This window comes from Rhodopseudomonas sp. P2A-2r (assembly GCF_026015985.1).
GTDB lineage: Bacteria > Pseudomonadota > Alphaproteobacteria > Rhizobiales > Xanthobacteraceae > Tardiphaga.
In genome coordinates this window covers 4,892,811-4,911,679 of the sequence record NZ_CP110389.1, presented here as the reverse complement: position 1 = coordinate 4,911,679, position 18,869 = coordinate 4,892,811, and the positions used below count along the sequence as shown (strand labels likewise).

18 protein-coding genes and 2 pseudogenes are annotated in these 18,869 nt (G+C 61.1%); 8 read left to right on the top strand and 12 right to left on the bottom strand.

The features are described from left to right. The first annotated feature begins 13 nt into the window (after positions 1–13). Genes ONR75_RS23665 through ONR75_RS32930 form a run of 5 tightly spaced genes read left to right on the top strand, consistent with a single transcriptional unit; the run spans position 14 to position 2,853 of the window. Positions 14–1,192, top strand: coding sequence for an ABC transporter substrate-binding protein (locus tag ONR75_RS23665; protein ID WP_265079390.1), 1,179 nt, complete (start codon positions 14–16; stop codon positions 1,190–1,192). 36 nt (positions 1,193–1,228) lie between these two features. Continuing rightward, positions 1,229–2,020 (top strand): thiolase family protein, encoded by a 792-nt coding sequence (locus ONR75_RS23660; protein WP_265079389.1) that lies wholly within the window; start codon positions 1,229–1,231, stop codon positions 2,018–2,020. Further along, positions 2,017–2,421, top strand: a complete 405-nt coding sequence (locus ONR75_RS23655; RefSeq protein ID WP_265079388.1) for a thiolase C-terminal domain-containing protein — start codon at positions 2,017–2,019, stop codon at positions 2,419–2,421. The genes ONR75_RS23660 and ONR75_RS23655 overlap by 4 nt, the downstream gene beginning before the upstream one ends. Further along, positions 2,418–2,681, top strand: coding sequence for a Zn-ribbon domain-containing OB-fold protein (locus ONR75_RS32935; protein ID WP_413776382.1), 264 nt, complete (start codon positions 2,418–2,420; stop codon positions 2,679–2,681). The genes ONR75_RS23655 and ONR75_RS32935 overlap by 4 nt, the downstream gene beginning before the upstream one ends. Then, complete coding sequence (locus ONR75_RS32930; protein WP_413776381.1) at positions 2,608–2,853, top strand: Zn-ribbon domain-containing OB-fold protein; 246 nt, start codon at positions 2,608–2,610, stop codon at positions 2,851–2,853. Before ONR75_RS32935 ends, ONR75_RS32930 begins: the two co-directional genes overlap by 74 nt. On the opposite strand, the gene ONR75_RS23650 is transcribed toward ONR75_RS32930, so the two are convergent. The 8 genes from ONR75_RS23650 to ONR75_RS23615 form a co-directional block, all read right to left on the bottom strand. Beyond that, entirely contained in the window at positions 2,850–3,818 is a 969-nt protein-coding gene (locus ONR75_RS23650) for a PDR/VanB family oxidoreductase (protein WP_265079387.1), read from the bottom strand. The two genes, ONR75_RS32930 and ONR75_RS23650, sit on opposite strands and share 4 nt — an antisense overlap. Positions 3,819–3,823: 5 nt before the next feature. Continuing rightward, the gene (locus ONR75_RS23645; protein ID WP_265079386.1) at positions 3,824–4,645 is read right to left on the bottom strand and encodes a hypothetical protein; all 822 of its coding nucleotides are present in this window, start codon (positions 4,643–4,645) and stop codon (positions 3,824–3,826) included. Next, on the bottom strand, positions 4,576–5,142 hold the full coding sequence (locus tag ONR75_RS23640) for a Rieske 2Fe-2S domain-containing protein (RefSeq protein ID WP_265079385.1): 567 nt from the start codon (positions 5,140–5,142) through the stop codon (positions 4,576–4,578). The genes ONR75_RS23645 and ONR75_RS23640 overlap by 70 nt, the downstream gene beginning before the upstream one ends. Positions 5,143–5,181: 39 nt before the next feature. Next, entirely contained in the window at positions 5,182–5,487 is a 306-nt protein-coding gene (locus ONR75_RS23635) for a hypothetical protein (RefSeq protein WP_265079384.1), read from the bottom strand. Between the two features lie 145 nt (positions 5,488–5,632). Further along, a complete protein-coding gene (locus tag ONR75_RS23630; RefSeq protein WP_265079383.1) occupies positions 5,633–6,142 on the bottom strand; it encodes a MarR family winged helix-turn-helix transcriptional regulator in 510 nt (169 codons plus the stop codon). An 858-nt stretch (positions 6,143–7,000) separates the two neighbouring features. After that, positions 7,001–8,059 (bottom strand): acetylserotonin O-methyltransferase, encoded by a 1,059-nt coding sequence (locus ONR75_RS23625; RefSeq protein ID WP_265079382.1) that lies wholly within the window; start codon positions 8,057–8,059, stop codon positions 7,001–7,003. Between the two features lie 63 nt (positions 8,060–8,122). Then, positions 8,123–9,274: a StlD/DarB family beta-ketosynthase gene (locus ONR75_RS23620; RefSeq protein ID WP_265079381.1), complete on the bottom strand. Its 1,152-nt coding sequence runs from the start codon at positions 9,272–9,274 to the stop codon at positions 8,123–8,125. A gap of 387 nt (positions 9,275–9,661) precedes the next feature. Further along, on the bottom strand, positions 9,662–10,324 hold the full coding sequence (locus ONR75_RS23615; protein ID WP_265079380.1) for a hypothetical protein: 663 nt from the start codon (positions 10,322–10,324) through the stop codon (positions 9,662–9,664). 144 nt (positions 10,325–10,468) lie between these two features. On the opposite strand from ONR75_RS23615, the gene ONR75_RS23610 reads away from it, so the two are divergent. Together ONR75_RS23610 and ONR75_RS23600 are read left to right on the top strand one after the other, a co-directional pair. Continuing rightward, on the top strand, positions 10,469–12,226 hold the full coding sequence (locus ONR75_RS23610; protein ID WP_265079379.1) for an FAD-dependent monooxygenase: 1,758 nt from the start codon (positions 10,469–10,471) through the stop codon (positions 12,224–12,226). 1,378 nt (positions 12,227–13,604) lie between these two features. Next, positions 13,605–13,789: pseudogene (locus tag ONR75_RS23600) on the top strand (Ku protein); the annotation flags it as partial. 257 nt (positions 13,790–14,046) lie between these two features. Here ONR75_RS23600 and ONR75_RS32925 read toward each other — a convergent pair. The 4 genes and pseudogenes from ONR75_RS32925 to ONR75_RS23580 form a co-directional block, all read right to left on the bottom strand. After that, a complete protein-coding gene (locus ONR75_RS32925) occupies positions 14,047–14,355 on the bottom strand; it encodes a hypothetical protein (protein WP_265079378.1) in 309 nt (102 codons plus the stop codon). Next, a complete protein-coding gene (locus ONR75_RS23590; protein WP_265079377.1) occupies positions 14,331–15,623 on the bottom strand; it encodes a rhodanese-like domain-containing protein in 1,293 nt (430 codons plus the stop codon). The genes ONR75_RS32925 and ONR75_RS23590 overlap by 25 nt, the downstream gene beginning before the upstream one ends. A gap of 33 nt (positions 15,624–15,656) precedes the next feature. Beyond that, on the bottom strand, positions 15,657–16,244 hold the full coding sequence (locus ONR75_RS23585) for a cysteine dioxygenase (RefSeq protein WP_265079376.1): 588 nt from the start codon (positions 16,242–16,244) through the stop codon (positions 15,657–15,659). Positions 16,245–16,593: 349 nt separating this feature from the next. Beyond that, positions 16,594–17,447 (bottom strand): annotated as a pseudogene (locus ONR75_RS23580) (VOC family protein). Positions 17,448–17,567: 120 nt separating this feature from the next. Here ONR75_RS23580 and ONR75_RS23575 point away from each other — a divergent pair. Then, entirely contained in the window at positions 17,568–18,869 is a 1,302-nt protein-coding gene (locus ONR75_RS23575) for an NAD(P)/FAD-dependent oxidoreductase (protein WP_265079375.1), read from the top strand.

Genomic DNA, 18,869 nt, shown 5'->3' with positions numbered 1-18,869 from the left:
GTCAATTAGTGCATTGCTGCTCGCGGCGCTTCTTGCACCAGGAACACAGGCGAATGCGGCGGAAACCGTCAAGATCGGCGCGGTTTACGCGTTGACCGGGCCGGGTGCTGTCGGTGGCGGTGACGGCATGCGAGGAACCGAGCTGGCGATCGCACAGATCAATGCCGCCGGCGGTCTGAAGAACCACGATGGAGCCCAGATCGAGCTGGTGAAGGGCGATTCGCAAAGCAAGCCGATCAACGCAGTTGGCGAGACCGAACGTCTGATCAATCAGGACAAGGTCGCCGTCATCATGGGGGCCGCGACATCCAACGAGACCGTTCCGCTGTCGCAAGTGGCCGAAAAATACGGCGTACCCCACATCAATACTATTCCGCAGCAAGAATCGCTCTCCAACGGCACGTTGAAGTGGACGTGGTCCACCACCTTGGTCGACAGCGACTACGTGACCGGTATCTTCCGTGCGCTGGAGATGATCCATCAGGCTGACCCGAAACTGACCAGGATCGCCGTGCTGTGTCCGGACAACGAATACGGCATCGAGATGGGCAAGCTGTTGAAGGCGGAACTATCAAAGCGCAAGGATCTCAGCCTCACCGCGTTCATCGAGTACGGCGCATCGGCACAGGAGCTGCTGCAGCCAGTGTTGAAGGTGAAGGCGTCGCGGCCAGACGTCGTCGTTCAGGTGGGGTATTTCCGCGCCGGCGTGCTGGCCGCGAAGGCCTACGAGCAGCTCGACTTCCATCCAGTGGTCATCGGGACCGGTGGAATGTCCGGCGACCCCAAGCTTCGCCCCGAGATCGGCAATCTGGTGCAGTGGCAATTCGCTGTGACGCCATTCTCCGAAGATCTGGCGGCGGCGAAACCGGTTGCCGAGGCCTTCAAGAAGAAGTTCGATCAGACGCTGACGCTGAATTCGGCCCTGGGGTATTTCGGCACGATGGTTGTCGTGAAGGCCATCGATGAAGCCAAAAGCTTCGCGGCGGCAGATATCGCCGACGCCTTGCGCAAGGTGAAGGTCAGGAAAGAAGACATGATCACCGCATCCGACTTTCTGGAATTCGATGCGAACGGCCGCAACAAGGGCCGCGATACCACTGTCACGCAGTTTCAGGGCGATCGACTCGTTACCGTTTGGCCTCCGGAGAAAGCCGCCGCGAAACCGGTCTTGAAGGGCTTCAATACGCCGTGAGCGCGAGGTGGCGCCGAACATGCAATGAGGGTGAAGATGGACAGAAGCGTCGCGATTGTCGGAGCCTCTGCCATTCCCGTCGGCAAATGGCAAAAGCCCAGGGATGCCGAAATCCAGGTGTTGGAGCATGAAGTTCTTGCCAAGGTGGTCCTTGCCGCAGTCGCTGAGGCGGGCGTAGACAAGCGCGAGATATCGACTCTCGCCTTCGCTCAGCCGCGCCCTTACACGCAGCAGAAGTATTTCGCGACGTTCATTGCCAATTATTTGCGATTGCCATGCTCCGGCTCGGTTCTGGAATTGCTCGGCAATGGTATGACTGCGGCGCTTGCTTTCGAGGCCGCAGCGAATGATATCCGTCTGGGGCGCTCCAAAGTTGCGCTGGCGCTGGGCGTCAACTTCGAAACCGCGACGCCGGCTGTCGAGCACATGATGAACTCCATGCGTGCGACGGGCGATGTCGACTTCCACGCGCCGTTCGGCTTCACGCCGATCTCATGGTATGCGATGGACGCGGCGCGCTATATCCACGAGTTCGGTTCGTCGCGCAGGCAATTGGCAAGCGTGGCGGTCAAGAACCGCCGTCATGCGTCGCTGAATCCGCTCGCCCAGCTCCGTAAGCCAGTGACTCTCGACGAGATCCTCGCCCAGAAGCCGATCGTGGAGCCGTTGGGCCTCTACGAGGTTCCTCCACGTGGTGACGGTGCGGCTTGCATCGTGTTGGTCGACGAAGACATCGCAAAAGCGCTGGGAAAGCCTTACGTCCGCGTGCGCGGCAGAGGATTTTTCACGAGGGGGCCCATCAGATCAACGAGGTCCCGAACGACATGATCGAACTGGTCGCCGCGCGGCGGGCCGGGGAGGCGGCCTATGCCGACGCAGGGATCACCGCCTCCGATGTCGACCTCGCTGAACTCTACGCGCCGTGCACCATCATCGAGGTGCTGGCCAGCGAATCTCTCGGGCTTCTGCCGCGAGGGCAAGGCGCGCTTCTTTGTGCTGAAGGCGTCACGTCGCTCGGCGGCCGCATCCCCATCTGCACATCGGGAGGACTGCAGTCGCGCGGCCATCCGGCACATGTGACGCCGTTCTACAGCTTTCTCGAGGTCCATGAGCAGCTGACCGGGCGAGCCGGAGAACGCCAGGTGACCGATGCCCGCCTTGCGATCACGAGTGCGGAACTCGGCAACTATAACGCGGCAATGGTGCATGTGCTGGAGGCGGTCCGATGATGTTACCGGTGCTGGCGGTCGACGGTGTCCGGGCGTTTCCACCGCGCGTCACCGAGTTCACCCTGCGGTTCTGGCAGGGCCTGGCATCCGGCCACTTCGAAACCACCCGCTGCGACGACTGCACCCGGCTGACATTCCCGCCGAAGCCATTTTGTCCGCATTGCTGGTCGGAGCGAGATCGTCTGGGTGCCGCTCTGCGGTCGCGGAATACTTTATTCGCAGACCGTGGTGCACGCGGCACCGGCTGTGTTTCGCGATGAGGTCCCGTATCGCGTCGGCATCGTCGATCTCCACGAAGGGGTGCGCATCGCGACCCGCGTGTTGGCGAGCGACGAGCCACGACTTGATACTGCCGTTGAGATCGTCGTCCTCAGCTATCGCGACGGACCGATGTTCGTAGCGCGCCCGCTGTCCCGAGCAGGACTTACCTAAAGATCGAGAACCAGGATCGGAGATTTCGATCCGGAACAGCAGACCATGATCTGCCTGTTGTCAGCTTTTTCGTCATCGTTGAGAAAGGCATCGCGGTGATCCGGAATTCCGTCGATCACTTTGATTTCGCATGTTCCGCAGACGCCTTCGCTGCAGGCGTAGGAGACATTGACGCCGGCGTCGAGCAGGGCCTCGAGAATCGTCTTGCCCGGCGGTACGGGGACGTCACGTCCGCTGCGTTGCAGGTGGACGTCGAAACCGCCTTGCACGGCCGGTGCCTCCTTGGCGGAGAAATATTCGACATGGACGTTTCCTCGCGGGTGAGACTGGGCGGCGCGCTCGAATGCATCAAGCATCGGCAGCGGCCCGCAGCAATAGAGGTGGGCATCGGGCGCGGCGGCTTCGACGATCGCCGCGATGTCCAGCATATGGCTGCCGGGCTCCTGATCGAAGGTCAATTGCACGTCTGCATCGGATCCGGCATTGAGCGCCGCGAGTTGATCGAGGTAGGCGGCATCACGCCGGGTCCGCGCCGCGTAGTGAAGCCGCCACGGTTTCCGCAGCGCCGCGGCCCGCCGGATCATCGCCAGGATCGGCGTAATGCCGATCCCGCCGGCGACGAAGACCGAGCTCGGTGCATCTTCGTCGAATTCGAAATTGTTCGTCGGACGACTGATCGTAACCGTGTCGCCTGCGCGCAGCGTATCATGCACGAAACGTGAACCGCCTCGACCGCCGGCGTCGCGTTTGACCCCGATGACATATCGGCTGGTGTCGGAAGGATCGTTGAGCAGCGAATAACTGCGGATCATCCCGTTGCCGAGATGGAGATCGACGTGGGCTCCCGCGGTGAACGGCGGCAGCGCACCATCCACCGCCTGCAGCACGTACGAGTGAGTGTTCTCTGCCTCGAAGATGATGCTCTTGATACGGACGGAAATCGGTTCGCCTGTCACCGCGGTCATCCCGGCTACAACTGGTAGCCAAAGCCGGCACCGAGCGTTGCAGCCATATGCGGACGGCCGAATTCGATCCACGATGCCGTTTTCGGCAGGGTGAGGGACACCGCGCGAACCATGAATGCGTCGGGGTTCTCGACTCCGTTTGGCTTGGCGCCGCGGTCGCGGTAAGCGCCGGCTGCCTCCAGCAGCGTGCGTCGAGTCATGGCGATGCCGGTGTCGCTAGAACTCAGATGCTCCTTTGTGCGATCGAAGATCGGGCTGGTGCCACTCTGGCAGGCGCCGTCCTGCACCCAGAGGCCGGGTAGCCCGGAAAACCAGCTTTCGACCTGGCTCTGATAGTCGAACATGAAGCCGTTGTCGCGGGTGTATTTCGTCCAATAGTCGGCGTACGGTACCGTCGCATCACGCTTGACGAAGGAGTCCTGGCTGGCATGGGCCGACTCCCGTCCGTTGTGGCCGTGCTCGAACACCTCGCGCATTTTCGCCGGCAGCGGCTCCGCCGGATGGTAGGAGAACATCAGGCAAATCGTATGATTGTCGTCCATGGGGACCCAAGCGTGGCCGCTCAGCTCTGGAAACTTCGACTGCGGCGGCACCAGCGAATAGAATGGCAGCATGAACTGGTTGACGCGCCAGTAGTTGGTGTGTTCGTCGAGCTGCCGCTTTGCTGCGATGCTCATGCCGAAGTCCTGCCGGATGCATTCGAAGGTTGGGCGCAGGTCGCGCGTCGCGAGCCACTTGTTGATCGCGCCCTTGGAGTCTATGCGGCTGTGTAGGATCGGCGCATGGGCGGAGTCGATCTCCCCTCCAGCGCCTGCAGCCAGTTGCACTCCTGAATTCTCATCGAGACATGGACGTTCTCTGCCGGCACCAGATTCCATTCGAGATTAGGTAGCGGCGGCAACTCGCCGGTTTGCGGTCCCATGTAGGTCCAGACGATGCCGTTGCGTTCCCGGCATGGATAGGCTGTGATCTTCACCTTATCCTTCAGCCGACTGTTGGCTGGTTCAGCCGGCATGTCCGTGGCGGCGCCGGTGACGTCGAACTTCCAACCGTGGTAGACGCAACGCAGACCGCAATCCTCATTGCGACCGAACATCATAGGCGCGCCGCGGTGAGCGCATGCATTGGCCATCAGGCCGACTCTTTGCTCTGAATCCCGGAATGCGACCAGGTCCTCTCCGAGAAGCATAATCCGCTTCGGCCGGTCGTTCGCGACAAGGTCCTTGGAGAAGAAGAAAGGGATCCAGTACAGCCTGAAGAGCGAGCCCATCGCGGTTTTTGGGCCGACCCGGACCAGGGTTTCATTGTCTTGGTGCGAAAGCATCGGCGTTCCTTTCCATATTTATTGATTTTGAGATGACGCTCAGCGCGCGGCGCCGGAGCTGGGTGCGTCCTGTGCGATCTGCGCAATGAGTTCTCGCTGCACGCCGGCTTCTGCCGCCACCCAGACGGGGTCGCAGTGCTGGAGAGGTGGGCGGGGAAGCGGTGGCATTTGTCCGCTGGCGACCATTGCGACGATGGTCTCGATTCGTAGCCGTTCGAGTTGCCGGAGAGCGTCTTCCACGACAAAGGCCTGGACGGCGCAACCTGGCAATTCCGGGTAGGAGACGTGGCTGCACCACAGGCCAGGAGAGACCTCGACCGTCTCGGCCTCCAGAATGTAAGGCACGGCGAGGTAATCCCTGATCCGCAAGACGCCCCCTTTGATGGTTATTCCAAATATAGTACGTATACGTAGTATCATTCCGAGCGGTGCAGAGCAAGGTGCTCGTCCTGCGCAACGCGCAGGTCGGTCCGGCGCCACGTGCGGGGGTCTAGGGAGTGTCGGCGTTCGAACCCGGCTCCGCCAAGAGCTTCATGCACTGCATGAAATGCGCCCGATCGGTGGGGGCGAGCGGGGCAAGCAGGGCACCTTGCAACTCGGCAACTGCAGCGACGATCTTCAGCAGCGCCGCTTTGCCGGCCGGTGCCAACAGTACCTCGGCGGAACGACGGTCGCTGCCGTTGCTGCGCCTCGTGACCAGGGACCGTTCGGCCATGCGGTTGATCATCTCCCCGAGTGTGCTGCGGTCGACGCGGATGTGCTTTGCGAGTTCCGTGAGGGTCAATGTTCCGCGCTGGTAGAGGGTCAGCAACGCGCCGAATTGCCTGGGTGTGATGTCACTCTGCGCGGTCAATTGCTCGTAGAGCAGGTTGACGCGCGTATCCAGCAGGCGAACAAGGAAGCCAAGCCCCTTATCCAGCTTGAGCGTTCGGGCAATGTCTTCAGGCGGTTGGTTGCCTTTGCCGGATTGCGCACTTGGCTTCGGCGAACTGGACTTCATAGACCCCTCTGGATGATAAAATAGGGTTCGCGACACGCTCCATTGATACTGGAGCACCTTCCGGAAACAAATGCTGTGTTTCTCCTAGCAAATTCCGTATTCATTTCGGGATTTTTCCCTGCCCCATCAAATCCATTCGGATCATTCAAGTCTGCGTCCTACCTCAGTGCTTGCCGACGAGAGGCAGTGCAGTCCATCAAACAGGCCGCAGCTTAAAGCGGGCTTCGAAAGACGAATTCGACCAGCGGGCTGTCGTCGCGGAGCAAAAAGCGGTCGATGCCCAAGGTATCGTACCCCGACCGCCTCAGCAAGTGCGCGGACGAGCACTGTCTTACCGACACCGCCTTTCTCCTGACCGACGAGCATAATCCGTGGCATCTTTACTTTCCCTTTCTGCAGAAACCGCGCCCGCAGGATCGCGTCGCGGCACCAAATTCTGAGTCACAACTCGCGGACTTTCCGTGAGTGTTTCAGAAGAAACGATACACCGCGCCAAGCAGTATTAGCTGCAGACTAATCGCAATCAGGGTGCCGGCGCGGGCATGGCAATGAGGGCATTCGCAGATCCCGAATTGGGGATGCGACTAGTCGGTGCGGCTGCCGTCGATCGGCGCTCTAAAAGTTACTTTCCGACGAAGCGATCGTATGTGTCCTCGATGTAAATAAGCGCCCGAGAGTGACCCCTCGAACGTAAATTGTATCAATAGCTTATCGTGCCGATCGGCGTCGGATCCCAGCGCCGATTCACAGTTCGCAATTTGCGGTGGATGGCACGGCCCTCAACGCGTCGGCGGTACGTGCCTTGGACGAGGTTAAAACGGAAGAATAATTCATATCGTCCAACGTAGATCGGAGCCGTCAGCCCTTGCTGTCAGCCACTTTCTTCGCGACCACGAGGCTGATCCCGGGAGCGGAGCGAAGGGGTATGATCCGTTCTATGCCTAGATGGGTTGGGGTAAGCCAGCCAGCGATCTGCTCCGCCGAAAAAGTGCCAGAGAGGCTGGTGATCGCAAAATAAAGATCGAGTAGAGCCCCTGTCTGACTGCCGACCTCCCGAGATGATTCCCGCAGTACATCGAGAATGACGATAAGGCCGTTCGGTCGAAGCGCATCCGCAGCTCGTTTAAGAAGGGAACGATTTTGGGCATCGCTGAAATGATGTACCAGATGGGAGACGAGAATGATGTCCCAAACGGCCCGGCCGAGATCCTCCGTCAATGCGTTTCCGGCCTTGTGAACGATCCGCTCTTCGAGGTCCTCCTCCGCCACAAGCGGGACGGCAACTTCAACTGCTTGGGGCAGGTCGAGGATGGTTGCCTTCAATTGAGGGTGCCGGCGGCAGAAAGCCGCCGAATAAGCTCCATGCCCTCCCCCGACATCCAACATCGTCAGGGGATTTCCCAAGCAGGGTGTCCGAGCGGCGACCTCAGGTGCTGACAGGCGCGCCAGAGACCTCATGCCTCGCTGATAGACTGCCCACTGCTCGTCACGAATGAGGTCATGGACATCGAGAGCTTTGCCGGTACGCACGAATTCCTCGGTGGTTTCGATCGCCTGCCACTCAAGGAAGCGGAGAAGCATATTGTCGCGAATGGATCGCGGGCTGTCGCGCATCAACCATTTCCGGGCTAGGCGCGTCGGCGCAAAGCCCGCGGGCCCATTTTTCACGTAACCGATTGCGACGAGTACGTTTAGGAGCTTCTCGAGCGCAGCCGCATCCAGGCCGAGTTGCTTAGCAAGCTCAGTCGCGGAAAGCGGACGCGAGGCCAGCGAATCGAAGACATCGAGCTTGGTTGCGACCATCACGGCGCGGGCAACAATCACCGCGTTGAACGTGTCAATAAACGGAGTCGGTACGAGTCCGAACACCATGGCCAATCGTTCGAGCAGGTTTTCAGGGATGGCACCGATCTTCATGGAGCACCGTATGAACTGGCCACGCCGCCGCAAATCTGCGGCGATCCTCGACCTGTGAGGTAACTAGACGACTGTTAGATGGACGAAACCAAACATCATCCGTGCGCTTTCTGGAATGATGCACAGGATGCGTTGTCCTCGGTGGGCCTTGCCGGTCGACATCAGCTCATCGATCATGATGTACATCGCCGCGGAGCCGGTGTTTCCCTTGCTGCTAAGATTAGTGAACCATTTTTCGAAAGGAACTACAAAGCCGAGTTCCGCCAGCCCATTTTGGAGGGGTTGGCGGAACCATTGCGATGAATAGTGGGGGAGAATCCAATCGATATCGGCTGCGGCGAGCTTGTGTCGTTCGAGCAAACGGCCGAAGGCTACGCGCATGAGCTGCGGTAGACGTTCATTGAGGACTCTTATGTCCTGTGTAAGGCTCAAATAGCCTCCTCGAAAAAGATCGCCTTCATTGTCGACAGTTCTGAAACTTGAGGTCCTCCCGTCTGCATGCTTCTGCAAACCGAAATACATGCAGACGTCGGACTCGCTGGCGTAGGACGCGATGTCAACCCAGTCGATACGAAGGGACAGGGCGTCCGGCCTCGGCGTTGGGGTGATTAACAGGGCGCCAGCGCCATCGGAGAGCATCCAGCGCAGGAACTCGTTGCCGAAGGGTAGCCCGGGCTGGTCGGCCGAACCCTTGGTGTTCAATCTGATCTGGGGTTCGAAATGGGCTGACCGCAGGCTAGGCGAAGCCAACTCGGAGCCGGTAACGACGGCATTGTCGCAGGCTCCAGCAAGAACGTTGAGATAGCCGTATTTCAGAGCACTGACCCCCGAGCAGCAGACACCGCTAAGAGAGGCAATTTCACAGGGCGGAGAGCCGATCTCAGCATGCACCATGCTGGCATGGCTAGGGATGATCTGATCGGCACTGGAAGTGCCGCACGACAGGCATTGAATGTCCGCGGCTAAAAATCCTGAGGTTTGACAGAGATTCTTGATGGCCTCGGCGGTAAGACGGGCATTCGTGTGGGTAGCCGCGCCGGTCGCAGGGTCAATCGCATAGTAGCGGCGCGTGATACCGTTATTTATCAGAACACGGCGCTTTACCGCAGCTGACTGGGATTTCATGTGTCCCAGAACATCTTCGATCTGCTGATTTTCAATTGGAGCGTTGGGAAGGTACGCACCCCATCCACTGATATAGGCGCCGCGAGCCATATTTCTTCTCCACTTTGTCGAGAGTTCGCTTCGGCTCCCAGCCGCCATAAGCTTAATATGTGAAAAATTTGATCCGGTTCTATGAAGAATCCGATCCGACAGCTTTCTGATGACTAATTCCGGTCGGCTTTGACAGTTTTTTGACGTAAGCGTCCAGGTGTCGTCGCATGACTAACGAAGCGAGCGCCGTACCTGCGATCGCCAATGGGAGCCCGATCAGAATAAGCATGAGCAGAAAAACGGCGAACGCATAAACCCCCAATACCCGTAAAGCTGGATGGATACTCCCCAGCGCGCGAATTGCGACCGCCGAGCCATAGAAACAGTACGACGCCAACAGCTCCGGAACGACTAGCCAACGCGTGACCGAAAGCGCTGGTTCGCCACTTAGCAGCGACGCGCCGAAAGGTCGGTCGCTCTGGAGCCGCTGCCCCATGACCGCAGCCAGTCTGCGGATTCGAGCCCGCTCCGAATCTGCGACACCGGCCTTGGGGAAAACTCCAAGGAGGAGTCCTTCCGACCGAACAACAGGGCACGGGGCGTACTGACGAGTGTGAGCAACGGCGATCCATGGTGAGTAACCACGACATTGTCGCAATGGACCGCTCCAGCGGTGGCGAGAAGGCCCTTAATTCGCTCAGAAGCCCTTTGCCACATGGCGCGACTGACGGTGATCGTCACGGTTTCGGTGCCACGCAAAACTTCGGCGTGCGGCAGGCGAAAGAAGGCCTGCACCGGTAACGCGGGAGACAAGAACCAGACGGGATAGACCAAAACCACCAGCCTAAAGCGGCTCGTCGGATCGTACCCTGGGAGCCGGATTGGCGGCGGTAGGCCAAGTACGCTCTCAGGCATGGCGTCGAAGAACCGGCGGATCGATCGCCAAGGGTAGGGGTAGGCGGTTTCTGGATCCAGCCGCTCGATCGTCACCTCGACTCCGGTCCCAGAGAGTTCAGTCGTAAACAGGCTTGCTATATCGGCTCCTTCGCCGGATTGTGAATAATAGAGGACGAGAACTCGGTCCACCTGACCTCCCAACGCGTCTGTCATGACGATGATCTATCACTTCGTTCCGAACTGCGGCAACTTTCCCGGTACGGCTCGGCACCGCATCGACTATCAACAGGCGAGATACTCATGGACAAGTCCTCTCCACGGGTCGTCGTTATCGGCGCCGGACCCACGGGTCTAACCTTGGCGCTCCTGCTTGCTCGAGCTGGCATCTCATCGACCTTAGTCGAAAAGAACGCCCGGCCTCAGGCACATCCTGCCGCCTGCATACTAAACACGCGTACGATGGAAGTCTTTCGCGAAATCGGCGTCGCTGACCTGATCATGCGCCAAGGCCAAAACGTCTTCGAGCGGGCTTACATCAGCTGGGTGACGTCGTTGGCGGGTCGCGAACTCGGCCGATGCTCTGCCATGCCGGAGGATCTCCCCTCGCTCCTGGCTCTTAGCCCCGTTCATGCGATGCAGTTCCCGCAGAACCGCCTTGAGCCGCTGCTTTGGCAAAAGGTGAGGGAGCACGAACTGATCCGCTTCCTTCCGGGGTGCGAATGTGTCTCCGTCGAACAGGACGGAGAAGCAGTCCATGCCTTACTCAAAGGCCCCGAAGCCGAACGTGTGTCGGGCGACTACCTCGTTGCCTGCGATGGGGCCTCCAGCCCGCTCCGGAGAGCAATGGACGTGAAGTGGGAGGGGCGATTGCTCCAGGACATGATCGGCGTTTACTTCACCGCAGACCTGACCGATCTGGTCGCGCACCGGAAAGGCATTCTGTACTGGATTATTAACCCCGCGGCGTTCGGCGTGCTTATCGCACATTGGATACCGCACGAATGGGTCCTGTTCACCCCCTATTTCCCTCCGCAGCAAGCGCCCGAGGACTTCACCGAAAAGAGATGCCAAGCGCTGGTTGCGGCCGCAGTGGGCCGCCAACTGGCTGATTTAAGAATCAAGCTCATACGACCCTGGGCTGTGTCGGCCAAGCTCGCCTCGGCCTATCGCCGCGAGCGGATGTTCCTGGCCGGTGATGCGGCTCATAGCCTGCCGCCCACGGGCGGCCTTGGGCTCAACACAGGCGTTCAGGACGCCCATAATCTGGCATGGAAACTGTCTCACGCAATCCGCGGCTTGTCCGGTCCAAAGCTTCTCGACAGCTACGAGCGAGAACGGCGACCCGTAGCCCAAACCAACATTCGACATAGCGCGCAGAACTTTGATGAGATGAGCGATCTCCTAGAGGTCTGTGGGCTACATCTAAACGACCTCCGGCGGTTGCAAGCGCTTCAACGGTCAATCACCTTCCGCGTGCTGCCATTCGCTTGGCAGACTTCCCTGATCGACCGTCTCGTGAGCAAGGCGCTCAAGAAGACCGCTTTGCTTGACGCGGATGACAAGCGCGGCAAGCAGGCACGATCGGAGTTCATCCGAAGGATTCCTGGACAAACAAGGCACTATCATTTTCTCGGCCTCGATCTCGGTTTCATCTATCAGGGTGGCGCCGTCATCGCCGAAGCTGGTCGTGTACCGCAGCCGATCGACCCCATTATCGACTATCAGCCGACAACATGGCCGGGAGCACGGCTTCCGCATTTCTGGATAAGGCGCGATGGGGTGATGCTTTCTATTCATGACGTGATCGCCGACGACAGCATGACGCTGCTGGTGAAGCCGGAGGCGAGGCGAGCTTGGCTTGACGCCGTTCAGAGCGTCGATAGTCATGGGCCGCTCGCTGTAAGGTGTCTGGTCATAGGTAGCGGACCAGATGCGGACTACGAAGATCCTCAACGCGCGTGGACTAATTTCTCCGGTACCGATGACTCCGGGGCGGTTCTTGTCCGACCCGATCGGCATGTTGCCTGGAGGAGCCGAACCTTGCCTCGCAACCCCGGCGAAGAACTCGACGTTGCGCTTCGCCAGATCCTCGACATGCATCCGTTAGGTGTGTGACCGGTTTGACCGAAGAACTGTCTGCTCGTCGTTCACGCCCATGTGCCCGAGGTCAAACCGATCCTTGCCTTCCCCGATGCAGTCTCCCGGATCATCTGCGCCACAACGCCGTTGAGGTTTCGAACAGATTGCGTCGGGCTCGCGCGCGAGCCAGACCATTGGCCGACGTAGAACTCGCATGGTGGGTGCCGCTGCGCTTGAGAACTCCGATCTGAATCGGCACCGAGTTCTCCGCCCATTACGTTATCGATCACGAAAACCCTCGTCGGCCTCAGTACCAGCGTTGAATTTATCCGCTTCATTCAGCGTGACGTCGCCTCGCGGGCCTAGCACCAACCCTCTGCTACAACACGCTCACAAATTTCAGAGAATAAGCCCATCGATGCCGAACCTTCTCCCGTCCACTAAAAGGTAATCCGCGACGATTCAGAAAAGAACGGAGAGAATCCGAGGACGGAATGTCACGAGCGCATAACACAACACGGCTACCCCGAAACAGCGCGAAACGGATTGACCCCGCGCCAGACCTCGTCGATCGCCCAAACGAAAAGACCGCCTTTGACAATAATTTCGAGGGGCAATCCTTAAGCGACCTAGGGGTGCCAAACCCAGATCAAGACGCTCCCCACGATTACAACCCATAAAACGAAGTTCGGCGCCTGAGCAACCGTGATGGCGCCCGTCTTGCGATTTTGAAAGAACCAGAAAAAATCGGCGCATCATCGTAAACGCGGCTCCTTTGCCGGAGCTTAGAGTTTCGGCGCCCAGCGATGGCGTCCCGGTCAGATCCGTGTTGCGGGAATCACCCGACACCCATGGCAAAATCCCTGTCACTTATGTCACATCTCGGACGAGGGCGACGCTGCGGCGATCCAGTCCCCCAGATCCCGCTAATAATAATTGACCGTTACTACGAACAGGATACCTGTGGGCCGGCGGGCGTTGTATTGATGGCTTTTCTGCCATCGACCTTGCCCGCACCCGGATAGATGATCATTTTTCCTCCGAGGCTGCCGTCGAGGTGTTCGTCTGACAGAACGGATGCACCCACGCGCTTCGCGAAGTCGATAGTCGTCCGCTCACACCCGAGCCCCGGAGGAACAAACCGCGGGGTCCGCGGATTCACCGTCAAGAGAGGGGGCAAGATGCTGACGAGAGAACGGCCGGATTTCAGGACGGTGGACCGGTGGGCGATCGGCCTGCTGCTGGAGGCCGGCGCCATCCAAAAATGCGACCAGCACGGATGGGCGAAGGACCGGAGCGATCCCCACGCCCGGGAGGTGCTGGATTCGGTCGGGGCACCTGTCCCGAATGCAGGTGATGGAACCCCAGGCCGTCTGACCGATTGAATCGCCGTCTGGTGTAACGGAGTTCCAAGATGGCGCCGCGGGCGAACTGGAAGGGCTTTTTGCGGCTGTCGCTGGTGACCTGTCCGATCGCCTTGTTCTGGCGACCTCAGAGAGAGAGAAGGTCTCCTTCAATCAGATCAACAAGAACACCGGCCACCGCATCAAGTACGCGAAAGTAGATGCCGAGACCGGCGAAGAGGTGTCCAACGACGACAGAGCCCGTACCGATCCTGACCGTCGGCGACCTGAAATCCGAACTCAGCAAGCATGGCCGTGGAAACGGATGAGCCCGAAACAAAGCGGCGACTAAATCAACGATATCGGGCGCAATGCGGTCACTTAATAGAGCATCACGTTCAGACGGAACGAAATTATTTAGATATTTCAATAACATAAGAGTTCGTAGTTTTATTCTGAATGGCGCACCATTCCTTTCCAGTTTTTATCCGCATCAGGATCGATGCAAACCGCTCACAACACGCGGAAGCCATGAGTGCCGTCGCGGGCAAGCTGTTCGACCAGGCCGAATTCCCAGTCGAGATAGGCCTGCATCGCCGCGGCGGCATTGTCGGTGCCCTCGTAGGGCCGCTTGTAGACGTCATCGACCTCCTCGAGGCTGTGCGGTACGCCGCGTTCGAGCGGCAGCCCTGCGGCCTTCCAGGCCTCCGTGCCGCCGGCGAGAACCGCGACCGCGCGGTCGGTGATGTCTGCGAGATCGGCGGCGGCGTAATGCGCCAGCGCGCCGTCGCAGGAGGTCAGCACCAGCCGGCCGGCCGGCAATCGCGGCAGCGCCTCCTGAGTCGCGCGGGCACCACGAACCAGGCGCCGGGCACATGGCCGCTGGCATGGCGCGGACTGGTGGCGAGATCGATGACCACGGTCTGGTCGCGTTCTGCAGCAAGCGCTTGTGGCGTGATGGTTGCGATGGTGCCGGACGGCGAAGGCGGGTGGCGCGGTGCGCGCGGCCCGGTTTCGAGATGCCCGCCTTTGATGCCGCCATCGAGCACATGTACATCGCGCCATCCCATCTGGATCAGCCATGACGCGGCGAGGGTGGCACGGACGCCGTCATCATCGGCCAGCACGATGCGGCCATGGCGCACGCCGACCCATTCGTCGGTGGCCTGCACCAGTTGCCCGCCCGGCGCTGAGCGAAAGCCGGGCAGATGTCCGGCTTCGAATTCCGCTGGGGTGCGCACGTCGAGCAGATACAGCGTGACATCGCTCTGCTGCTGCCATTGCGAGACCGTTTCGGGACTGACGTTACGGACGCCGGCGCGTTCGGCGAGCGCTTGCGCGCGGGCCTGCGCGGCGGCCCGGGCGTCCGCCGACAGTTCAGGAAATCGCCGTTCGGCGCCACGGTCCAGTTCGAGTCCGGCCAGCGTCCAGCCGATGGTGCCGTTGCGCAGCGCAAACACCTTGTTGGGAATGCCGGCATTGATCAGCGACTGGGTGCCGATGATCGAACGGGTGCGGCCGGCGCAGTTGACGATCACCGTGGTCTCGGGTCGCGGTGCCAGATCCTGCACGCGCAGCACCAGTTCGCCGCCGGGCACGCTGGTGCCTGATGGGATCGACATGGTGCGGTATTCCTCGAAGCGACGGGAATCCAGCACCACGATATCGGCCTTGTCGGCGATCAGGCGCTCGACTTCGTGTGCGGCCAGCGACGGCGTATGCCGCGTCGACTCCACCAGCTCGCCGAACGCCTTGCTGGGCGCGTTGACGTCGATGAAGATCTCGCCGCCGGCGCGCCGCCAGCCATCGAGCCCGCCATCGAGCTGCGCGACGTTGCTGTAGCCGAGCTGCTGAAGCCGTGCTTCGGCGCGCGCCGCATATCCCTCGCCGTCATCATACACGACGATGGGCGCATCCCACCGGGGCACTAGATCAAGCACGCGGAGCTCGATCCGGCTCAGCGGCAGCGACACCGCAAACAAGGGATGGGCGCGCGAATAGGGGCCTTCCTCGCGCACGTCGAACAAGGCGATCTCGCGGCCTTCGATCAATGAGGCGCGAACCTCGGCGGTGGTGACGAGACGGGTCATGACGGGACTTTCTGGCAAGTGTCGCGGGATCGTTCAATCCCTGGAGCGATCCCACAGATTGGGGACGGTGGCGTTGGAGTAGCCCGAGATGAACGGCGTGGGCACGCCGCTTAGCGGATCGAACACCGAGCGCCTGACGGCGCCGATATTGCCACCATAGACGTGGATGGAGATCGACGGGCGGTCGTCATAGGCATTGGCGATGACGTGAATATCGCCGATATCAGGCGAAACCGCCACCACTTCGCCACGCTCCAGGCGCTCCGCCGGACCGGTCTCGAAGCCGCCGCCGGGCTTTAGCGTATAGGCGACGCCGGTCTCGGCGCCGCGCAAAATGCCGACGATGCCCCACACGGTGTGGTCGTGGATCGGCGTCTTCTGCCCCGGTCCCCACACGAAGCTGACCACGGAGAAACGCTCCAGCGGGTCGGCGTGCAGCAGATACTGTTGATAGTGGTTTGCGCCCGGCTGCGAATAGGGCTCGGGCAGCCAGTCGTCGGTGGCAACAAGACGGGCCACCAGTTTGCGTCCTTCCACGAGAATCGCGGGTTCGTCGAGATGGCGGTCGATCAGCCGGGTGAAATCGATGACGAAGTCGCGGAGCCTGTGGCGTTCGGACATGGTGATTCTTCATTCGGGACGGGGATGTCTCCGCGGGCCTCGAGCGCCCGCGCGCAGAACGGCTTGCCTTGCGCTATCGCCGACCTGCACCGCAATGCTACGGCGCGGTGCGATGCAGTCAACAGAACCGGAGACTGTTGTTTGGTCGACGGCGGCAGAAGCGTGCTGCACGGCTGTTCGTCAACGAAAGAAATTTCTGGGGCGCCCGGTGCAGGGCAAGCCTGCGTCCGTGAGCCTTGTAGGGAGGCCTGGTGTCGGTGACCGTTGAAGTCCCCGACATCCTGGCCGGGCCGCTCCGGGATTTTGGGGACACGCCCCGCGAAAGGGCAATGGCGTGTCCCCGGGTCGCTTACTTGACGAAGGCCAGCAGCACGCCGTTGGCGGCGGCGGGCGGCACGCAAACGGCGTCGGCGCTGCGGACGCCGGCTTTGCCTACCGCCTTTTCCGCTGTGACGAGATCCGACGCGGCGATTACCAGCGCGGCGCCGCCGCGCTCGGGCAGGCCCTCCAGCGAAACGCCGGGATAGCGCGCGCCCAGCTGTTCCTGGTGACGAATACGAAATCCGCGCGGTCGGATCCCGACGGCACCGACACGGCGCCGTCCGGCTCAACCCTGACGTCGCGATCGATCATGCGCGACAGATGCGCGGCGTCCTTCGCCGCATCAGGCGACACGATCAGGGCCTGTCGCAGGCGCTGTGCGCCGTTGGCGTGCTTCATCAGTTCTGGGATCCAGACGGTTTCCCGCGTCTTGTGCTGGCAGGCGAAGATGCGCAGTCCACCCGGGGCCTCTTCGATCGGCCACTGGAAGACACGGAATTTGGCTGCCGACACGCTGCCGTCGGGCAGGGTGACCGGGCGCTCGAAATCGGTCGGGCCGAGCGGCTCGTAGCCACGGGCGCGGATCTCTTCGGCACCGGCGGCGGAATCGACCGCCGTGAAGGCGATGCGTTCGATGCCTTCGCCGCGCTTGGCGAGGAACGCGCGGGTCGGCGTGTTGTGCTCGGTTTCGACGAGCACGCCGAGGAGTTCGATGTAATCCGGATCGAGCATGATGGTGTAATTGCCGGAGCCCATCTTGGCGCTGTGGGTGCCGCGCGGCGACACCGTGAAGCCAAGCTGCTTCCAGTTGGCGGCGGCCTTGTCGAGATCGCTGACCACGACGACGGCGTGGTCGATTCCGATGACATTCTTGAGTGACACTCTGTTATTTCCCCGGCGTGAATTGGCATCTAAGCTAAACAGATCGATCGGGCCCCGGCAACCCAACCTGCTGCAGGGGGCCCCGGCCCCAAAGGCCTTGATCGGCGGGAAAGGACGACGATGGATTCCGCAAATATGCGCTGGCCCGACTCGCTGTGGGCCGCGATGACACCGGCCGGGCCGCAATTGCCGCAACTTGCCGGCGATGTCTCTGCCGACGTGATCGTCATCGGTGCGGGCTTCACCGGCCTGTCCAGCGCGCTGCATCTGCGCGAGGCCGGCGTGGATGTCGCGGTGGTCGAGGCCGCGGAGCCGGGCTGGGGCGCGTCCGGACGCAACAACGGCCAGGTGATCCCCACGCTGTCGCGACCCGATCCGGACGACATCATCGCCAGGCATGGCATCGTCGGCGAACGCTTCGTCGCGCTGTTGCGCGACAGCGCCTCGACGCTGTTCGACGTGGCGCGCCGTTACCAGATCCAGGCCGAGCAGGAGCAGGCCGGCTGGGTGCAGCCGGTGCATTCGCCCGGCCGCATGAAGATCGCCGAACGCCGCGTGCGGCAGTGGTCGAAATTCGGCGCACCGGTGGAGATCCTTTCGCGCGACCAGACACGGCAGATGCTCGGCTCCGACGCATGGTATGGCGGCTTCTGGAACAGGACCGGTGGCCACATCAATCCGCTGGCGCTGGCGCGTGGCCTTGCGGCGGCGCTGCTGCAGCGAGGCGGGCGCATTTTTGCCCGGTCGCCGGTGGTCAGCTTCGAACGCCTGAACAACCGCTGGGTCGTCAAGACGGCGAAAGGGCAGATCAGCGGACGCGCGCTGATCCTCGCCACCAATGCCTATACCGGCGAGTTCGCCAAAGCACTGGCGCCGGATATTGCTCATGAGGTAATGCCGATCCGTTCCTGGCAAATGGCGACGCAGCCGCTGTCCGACGCCGCCCGCAAGATCATCATTCCCGGCCGTCAGGCGATGTCCGATACCCATGGCGAGCTGTACTTCGCGCGTTACGATGCGCGCAATCGTCTGGTCACCGGCGGCGCGCTGATCAACACCAACGACGCGGTGGCGAAGCTGAAGTCCATGGTGGCCGAACGCCTGCAGCTGCTGTGGCCCGAGATCGGCGACGTCAAATTCGACTATGTCTGGAACGGCTATGTCGGCATGACCACGGATTTCCTGCCGCGTATCCACCGGCTCGGGCCGGACGCCTATGCCTGGGCCGGCTGCAATGGCCGCGCGGTGGCGCTGTCGATCGCGCTGGGCGACGAACTCTCCAAGGCGGTGCGTGGCGTGCCGGAGAGCGAGCTGGCGCTTCCGTTCTCCGAGCCGACACCGATCGTCGCGCATGGCTTGCTGCGCCATCTGGCGCCGCTGATGCTGGCGCTTTACCGCCGTCGCGATGCGCGGGAGATCTGA